Annotated in this window: 6 protein-coding genes; 3 read left to right on the top strand and 3 right to left on the bottom strand. The window is 72.1% G+C overall.

Annotated elements, in window-relative coordinates:
- Positions 1-96: 96 nt before the first annotated feature.
- Complete coding sequence (locus AB0M30_RS31935) at positions 97-1,305, bottom strand: NADH:flavin oxidoreductase/NADH oxidase family protein (protein WP_364591315.1); 1,209 nt, start codon at positions 1,303-1,305, stop codon at positions 97-99.
- A gap of 97 nt (positions 1,306-1,402) precedes the next feature.
- On the opposite strand from AB0M30_RS31935, the gene AB0M30_RS31930 reads away from it, so the two are divergent.
- On the top strand, positions 1,403-2,026 hold the full coding sequence (locus AB0M30_RS31930) for an MBL fold metallo-hydrolase (protein WP_364591312.1): 624 nt from the start codon (positions 1,403-1,405) through the stop codon (positions 2,024-2,026).
- Positions 2,027-2,252: 226 nt separating this feature from the next.
- Positions 2,253-2,462, top strand: a complete 210-nt coding sequence (locus tag AB0M30_RS31925) for a hypothetical protein (RefSeq protein ID WP_364591309.1) — start codon at positions 2,253-2,255, stop codon at positions 2,460-2,462.
- Here the strand turns inward: AB0M30_RS31925 and AB0M30_RS31920 are convergent.
- Positions 2,437-2,904: a DUF309 domain-containing protein gene (locus AB0M30_RS31920; protein WP_103337045.1), complete on the bottom strand. Its 468-nt coding sequence runs from the start codon at positions 2,902-2,904 to the stop codon at positions 2,437-2,439. The two genes, AB0M30_RS31925 and AB0M30_RS31920, sit on opposite strands and share 26 nt — an antisense overlap.
- 44 nt (positions 2,905-2,948) lie before the next feature.
- Here AB0M30_RS31920 and AB0M30_RS31915 point away from each other — a divergent pair, with 44 nt between their 5' ends.
- Positions 2,949-4,388: a GuaB1 family IMP dehydrogenase-related protein gene (locus AB0M30_RS31915; protein ID WP_103337044.1), complete on the top strand. Its 1,440-nt coding sequence runs from the start codon at positions 2,949-2,951 to the stop codon at positions 4,386-4,388.
- On the opposite strand, the gene AB0M30_RS31910 is transcribed toward AB0M30_RS31915, so the two are convergent.
- The gene (locus tag AB0M30_RS31910) at positions 4,389-7,472 is read right to left on the bottom strand and encodes an amidohydrolase family protein (RefSeq protein WP_364591304.1); all 3,084 of its coding nucleotides are present in this window, start codon (positions 7,470-7,472) and stop codon (positions 4,389-4,391) included.
- Between the last annotated feature and the right edge of the window lie 178 nt (positions 7,473-7,650).

Here is a 7,650-nt window from a genome sequence, read left to right as displayed (position 1 = left end):
GCCAGACCGACCGCACCAACTACCCAGCAACCATCACCATCACGATCATCACCGAGTTGACACACGCCCCTGAGCCTTAACTTTCCGGCATTGCGCCTAACCCCGGACGCGGCGGAAGGCGTTGATCCCGTCGGTGAGCCCGGCCTGCACCAGCGTCGGGAGCGCGCCGCGCCGGTCGACCGGCTTGCCCGCGGCGATCCGGTGCATCTGCCGGGTGTGCCACTGGATCTCCAGGAGGCTGTCGGCCAGCCGGATCCCGGTCTTGGGGCACAGCCGCTCGGCGCGGACGTCCTCGCCGGCGAGCAGCCGGGCGGGCAGGCCGGGGTCGGCGACCAGCGGGCGGCCGAGCCCGATCACGTCGACCTCGCCCGAGCGCAGCGCGTCGGCCATGCCGTCCGGTGACGCGAACCCGCCGGTGACCATCAGGGGAACATCGGAGACTTCACGCGCTTTCGCCGCGTAGTCCAGGAAGTACGCTTCGCGCGCTTGGGTGCTCGCGCGCCCGGCGCCCATCATCGCGGCCTTCTCGTACGTGCCGCCGGAGACTTCCAGCAGGTCCAGCCCGGCCTCACCGAGTTCGCGCACGACCTCCAGGGACTCGTCCTCGGTGAAGCCGCCACGCTGGAAGTCCGCGCTGTTGAGCTTGACCGACACCGGCACGGCGTCGCCGACCGCTTCGCGCACCCGCCGGACCACCTCGAGCAGGAACCGGCGGCGGCGCACCGCGTCGCCGCCCCAGGCGTCGGTCCGCAGGTTCGTCAGCGGGGAAAGGAACTGCGAGACCAGATAGCCGTGGGCGCCGTGGATCTGCACGCCCGTGAAGCCCGCTTCGACGAACGTGCGCGCCGCGATGCCGAAGCGTTCGATGATCGCTTCGATCTCTTCGCCGGTCAGGGGCCGCGGGACGGCGAAGGCGGTGCGGACGCCTCGATCGCCGAAGGGCACCACGGACGGCGCGACGGGCTGCCGCGACAGGTACCGCGGGCTCTGCCGGCCGGGGTGGTTCAGCTGCACCCACAGCCGCGTGTCCGTGCCCTCGACCGCGCCGGCCCACGGCCGGTAGACCGCCGGATCCGGCGTCGCGGCCACGTTGCGCGGCTCGCCGAGCGCGGCGGGGTCGACCATGACGTTCCCGGTGATCAACGCGCCCGCGCCGCCACGGGCCCAGGTCCGGTACAGCTGCGCGAGTTCGCGGGTGGGCGCGTTGCGGCGGTCGCCGAGCTGCTCGCTCAGCGCCGACTTCACCAGGCGGTTGGGCAGCACCGCTCCGCACCGCAGCTTCATCGGCTCCGCCAGGAGGGTCATCGCGCCACCTCTCGAACTTACTCACAGTAAGATGACTCGACGGTAGCATACCGCCGGTATGTCGTCGGCCGATCGAATGACCACTAGGGTCGGGCGCATGACGGCGATCGTGCAGAACCTGGTGACCTCCGGTGTCTTCCGGCTCGACGGGGGCAGCTGGGACGTCGACAACAACGTCTGGCTCGTGGGCGACGACGCGGAAGTGATCGTGATCGACGCGGCGCACGACGCGAAGGCGATCGAAAACGTCGTGGGCGACCGGAAACTGGCCGCGATCGTCTGCACCCACGCGCACAACGACCACGTCAACGCCGCCCCGGAACTCGCCGCCGCGACCGGCGCGCCGATCCTGCTGCACCCGGACGACCGGGTCGTCTGGAACCTGACGCACCCGGACCGCGCCCCGGACGGCGAACTGGCCGACGGTCAGGTGCTCACCATCGCCGGCACCGAGCTCCGCGTCATCCACACGCCGGGGCACGCGCCCGGCGCGGTGTGCCTGTACGCGGCGGAACTGGGCGTGGTGTTCACCGGCGACACCCTCTTCCACGGCGGCCCCGGCGCCACCGGCCGGTCCTATTCGGACTATCCGACGATCGTGCACTCCATCCGCGAGCAGCTGTTCGCGCTCCCGGAGGCGACAAAGGTCCACACCGGGCACGGCGAGGGCACGACGATCGGCGCCGAGAAGGCGGCTTCGGACGGCTGGGACCAGCCTTAAGACGAACGCGCCGTCCTCGACCTCGAGCCGGACGACGTGCAGGTCCAGGTCCCGCTGCCGGACCGTGCGGGCCTGTTCGACCAGTTCGTCGGGGCCGCTCATCACGAGCAGGCCGAAGAACGACCGCATCTGCGCGCGGGCGACGTAGTAGGAATCTTCGTACCCGGCGGTGCGCTCGTCGTCCGCTTCGGGGAGTTCCTTGTACACGCGCCGGCGGTGGATGACGTTGAGGTCGATGTTGTGCTGCCGGGCCCGGACGGCGGCCTCGATGAACCCGGCGCACCGGTCGGCCCGGTCCTGGCGCAGCTTCGCCCGCCGCGCCGCGTTGAGCTTCAGCGGCTCGACCAGCGCCCCCAGCGTCACCCCGGCCAGCGAGGCGATGGCCGCGATGACCGCGACCCCGACGGTCGTCAGCACGTCAGCCGCGGCGGGCTAGGCGATACCCGGACTCGCTGCTTGGCTTCCTCCGCCAGCGCGAGGGCCCACTCCTGCAGCCCGGCGACGTCGATGCCGTGCGGTGGCTCGTCCCGGAACGGCTCGATGTTCGCCGCGCCGCGCTCCAGCAGCGACACCGCGCCCACGTTGTTGCCGCGTGCCGCGTGCGTCAGCCCGACGGCCAGCTGGGCGAGACCGCGCCAGAGTTCGCGATCCGGCCCGTCAGTGGTCTTCCAGGCGTCCTCGAAGACCTCGTGCGCGTGGAACGGCTTGCCGTCGTCGAGCAGCCGCTGGGCCTCCGCAAGCGTTTGCGCCGGGCTGCGCGCGATGCCTTCGGGCTGGCGCTCGACGCCGTCCGCGCCGTACGGCAGCGGCCGGCCGAGGCCGTCACGCGGCCGTGCGTTGCGTGCCCGTCCCTCGTCGTCCCGGTCGCGGCGGCTCATACCCTGAGATCCTGCCACGGGCCCGGCAGGTAGTCTGGGGACTCGTGCGTTTCCTCGACGGCCATCGGCCTGCCCACGACCTGACCTACGACGACGTGTTCCTGCTGCCGAACCGTTCGGACGTGGAGTCCCGCTTCGACGTCGACCTCTCCACCGCGGACGGCACCGGCGCGACGATCCCGATCGTGGTCGCCAACATGACCGCGGTCGCCGGCCGCCGGATGGCCGAGACCGTCGCCCGCCGCGGCGGGCTGGTCGTCCTGCCCCAGGATGTGGATCCCGAGGCCGTCTCGGAGATCGTCGGCTGGGTGAAGAGCCGCCACACCGTGTGGGACACCCCGCTGGTGCTGACCGGCGGTGACGCCGTCGCCGACGCTCTCAACCTGGTCCACAAGCGGGCGCACGGCGCTGTCGTCGTCGTGGACGGCGAAGGCCGCCCGGTCGGCATCGTCGACGAAGCGGCCTGCGCGGGCGTGGACCGCTTCGCGCGGCTCGCCGACGTCGCGCAGCCCCCGGCCGTCGCGGTCCCGCTGACCACCCCGGCGCGCGAGGTCTTCGAACTCCTGCACAGCCACGGCGCGAACCTGGCGCTGGGCCTGGACGCCGACGGCCGGCTCGCGGGCGTGCTGACCGCCGTCGGGTCGCTGCGCGCGGACATCTACACCCCGGCCGTCGACGACGCGGGCAGGCTGCGCGTCGCCGCCGCGGTCGGCGTCAACGGCGATGTCGCCGCGAAGGCCGAAGCCGTGCTCGGCTCGGGTGTCGACGTGCTGGTCGTCGACACCGCGCACGGGCACCAGGAGAAGATGATCGCCGCGCTGAAGGCCGTCCGGTCGGTGTCGCCGCAGGTCCCGGTGGTCGCCGGGAACGTGGTCACGGCCGAGGGCACGCGCGACCTGATCCAGGCCGGCGCCGACGTCGTCAAGGTCGGGGTCGGGCCGGGCGCGATGTGCACCACCCGGATGATGACCGGCGTCGGCCGCCCGCAGTTCTCCGCGGTCGCCGACTGCGCGGCCGCCGCACGCGAGCTGGGCAAGCACGTCTGGGCCGACGGCGGGGTCCGCCACCCGCGTGACGTCGCACTGGCGCTGGCCGCCGGCGCGTCCGCGGCGATGGTCGGCTCGTGGTTCGCCGGCACCTACGAATCGCCCGGCGACCTGCGGTTCGACGAGCAGGGCCGGCCCTACAAGGAGTCGTTCGGCATGGCGTCGAAGCGTGCGGTCGGCGCACGGACGCGGACGGACAACTCGTTCGACCGCGCGCGCAAGGCGCTGTTCGAAGAGGGCATCTCGTCGTCGCGGATGTCCCTCGACCCGCAGCGCCCGGGCGTCGAGGACCTGCTGGACTCGATCGGCTCCGGGGTCCGGTCCTCGTGCACCTACGCGGGTGCGCGGACGCTCGAGGAGTTCCACGAGCGCGCGCTGCTGGGCGTCCAGTCGGCGGCCGGGTTCGCCGAAGGCCGGCCCCTGCCCGCCGGCTGGTAATCAGCCCGCGCAGCAGACGTGTTCCGACCACTCCGGAACGTGCCACCAGTGCTGCTTCTCCGCCGACCGGGCCGCGGGCGCCACCTCGGTGGCCGCCCGCGGCCCCGGCTGGTTCCGGTAGGGCGCGAGCAGCTCGCCGACCGTGTGCGGCACCCCGCCGACCAGCACGCTGCGGACGTTCGCGGCCGCCTTGATGTCCTGCAACGGGTTGCCGCTCACGAGCGACAGATCGGCGTACGCACCGGGCTTGAGCACCCCGATCCGGTCCTCGAGTCCCAGCCACCGCGCCGGGTTGCGGGTGGCGGTGGTGAGCGCCTCGTACGGCGTGAACCCGAACGCGACCATGGCCCGCAGGTTCTGGTGGGTCGAGACGGCCACGTTGTCCAGCGGGGAGTCCGTACCCGTCACCACGAACCCGCCCGCGCGGTGGATCCGCAGCACCATGTCGACGTTCCCGGCGAGGGCCTGGCGGAGGTAGGCGTTCTCCGGGTTGCCCGCGGTGTCCGCCGTGGTCTTGAGCAGCTGGTACTCCCACGGCGGGAACAGGACCTCGGTGCGCTCGTCGGTCACGAGCGACTTGTCGTCCGCGTACAGCGCCCGGGAGGTGAACAACGTCGGCGTGAGCGACATCCCCGAGCGGACGAACAGGGCGACCGCGTCCTGGTACGCCCGGCCGATCCGGCTGACGGTGTGCGAGTACCCGAGCCGGTTGGTGGCCCCGGTGTGCTCCATCGCGTCCATGCCGATGTTCGCCGCCGGGTACAGGTAGTGCGACGACAGCGGGATGCCCGCCCGGTGCGCGGCCCGGACCACGGCCTGCTGGGAGGCCACGGGCAGCCGGACGTACGTCTTGATCATGTCGTACTCGAGCTCGACCGCGCGGGACAGCTCCAGGTTCAGCTGCTCGGGCGACAGGGTCGGCCGCATGAAGTTGTAGTAGATCCGGGAGCCGTCGATGGCTTCCCCGGTGCCGAAGTACCTTGGCCCGACGCGGTTTCCGGATTCCAGCGCCTCGCGCGTCTCCAGCATCTGGTACACCGGGTCGCCGGGCGAGCGGGTCGTGGTGATGCCGTAGGACAGCCAAAGCCTGCCCTGCCGGTCACCCCACTGCCGGCCGCGCAGGTGCCAGTGGTTGTGGATGTCGACGAGGCCGGGCATGGCGGTCAGGTCGTGCGCGTCGACGGTTCCCGGTGCGTCCCGGTGCGGCCGGACGTCGGCGATCCGGCCACCGGCGACGACGATGTCGACGTCGCGCCGCAGCGTCCGGGCGACGCCGTCCCACGCCGCGCCGACGTGGATGACGGTCGGGTGCGGTGGGCGCGGCCGGGCCCAGGTGAAGTCGAGCCGGATCGTGCGCGGCTCGCCGCCGGTGATCTTCTGGGCCTTGAGCTGCCCCTTCGACAGGTACACGAGCGTGTCGTTCCCCTGCCAGGCCAGGGAATCGGTGACGTCGTGGGTGACCTGCCTCGGCGCCCCGATCAGCCGTCCGGAGCCGTCGACGGGGGCGATCCAGGCGACGCTCTCGACCGTGAACGCGAGGTACCGGCCGTCGGGTGACCACAGTGGACCGTCGTCGCCGCGGGTGGCGAGCGAACGGAACGGCATCGGCTCGGCGTAGCGGAGTTCCTGAGTCTTGAGGTCGACCGTGAGGATTTGGCTCGTGCCTTCGCGGTAGCGCTTCGAGTACGGCTTGACCGCGGCCAGCGCGAGGACCGACCCGTCGGGCGACCAGGTGGGACGGCCCGGCATGAACAGCGGCGGCGTGACCTGCTGGGCTTTGTTCGAGGCGACGTCGTGGATCCACGTGGCGCCGTCCTGGTCGGCGTAGGCCACCCGGCCGCCGTCCGGCGACCACCGCGGCGCGACCTGGGCGCCCGCCAGCTGGGTGAGCACGGTGTCCTTGCCGGTGCCGAGGTCATGCAGCCACAGGTCGGCGGTGCCGAGCCGGTCGCTCGTGTAGAGCAGCTTCGTCCCGTCCGGGTGGAAGTCCGGGTCGGAGTTGAAGTAGCCGTCGCCGATCAGCCGCTGCGGCCGGCCACCGCCGGCCGCGACGACGTAGATCGCGTTGAGGGCCCGGAACGCGATCCGCTTGCCGTCCCGGGAGACCACCGGACCGGCGATGCCCCGGACGGGCTTCGGCGCGGGCGAGTCCAGGTCACGGACCCGCCTCCGGTAGTCGCGCGGCGCCGTGGACACGCCGGCTTCGAACGGGATGTCCTTGACGGCGCCGGACTGTTCGCGCCGCCGGAGGTGCCCGTCGGCGGTGTAGAGCACGGCGGACCCGGACCAGTTCGCGGCGAAGCCGAAGACGTCCTCGCCCTTGGTCAGCTGCTCCTCGCCGAGCATGAGGTCCGCTTCGGCGCCCCGCAGCCGCAGGTAGCTGGGTTGCCCGCCGGGACCGAACGCGGGGCCGTAGAACTTGTCGGTGCCGGTCGCGGTGACCAGGCGCGTGCGGGCGCCGGTGGCCACGGTGACGACGTCGATGGCGGCGTCGTTCACCGTGAAGACGATCTTCGTTCCGTCGGCCGACCACCGCGGCGACGCCTCTTCGTCCGGGGTGGACACCACCGTGCTGATCGCTCCGGAAGCGACGTCCAGCAGGTGGATGCCGTAGCTGCCGTCCCGGTCGCTGCTGAAGGCGAGCTTGGTGCCGTCCGGCGAGAACACGGGCTCCCGGTGGTCGAACTGCCCGCTGGTCAGCTTGCGGGGCGCACCGCCGGCGACGTCGATGACGTACAGGTGGAAGTTGCCGTCGCGGTAGGACTGGAACGCGATCCGGCGGCCGTCCGGCGACCAGCTGGGGAGCGTGGCGTCCTGGAGGTCGTCGGTGAGCCGGCGGGCGCGACCGCCGCCGGCGGGCAGCACCCAGATCCCGGTGACCAGGTCGACCGCGATCCACCGGCCGTCCGGCGACAGCGCGGCGGACATGTTCGTGCCCTCCCGCAGCACGACGCCGTCCCGCCCGCCATCCGGCAGGCTGTCCGGTTCGGCCTCGGCGACCCCCGCCCCGGCCACGGCCAGTGCGGCGGCGGCTGCGCCACCTCGGACGAGAAGTTCACGACGAGAAAGGTTTTCGGGCCCCATCCAGCCAACTATGCCCAGCTCTGGAGCGACCGGATAGCGGCCGAGCGGGTTTTTCACCGGAAGCCTGGCAACCGCGGAAAAGCTTGCCGGGCACGGTGGTCCAGGTCGTGAGCTGCTGCGCCGAGTATCCGGAGCCCCATTCGTCCGCCTCCCGCAGTGTCGCGAGCGCCGCCCGCTC

This window comes from Amycolatopsis sp. NPDC051716 (assembly GCF_040681595.1).
In the GTDB taxonomy this organism is placed as follows: Bacteria; Actinomycetota; Actinomycetes; order Mycobacteriales; family Pseudonocardiaceae; genus Amycolatopsis.
Note: the sequence above shows the minus strand (reverse complement) of the source record. Positions and strands in the feature narration are given on the sequence as shown.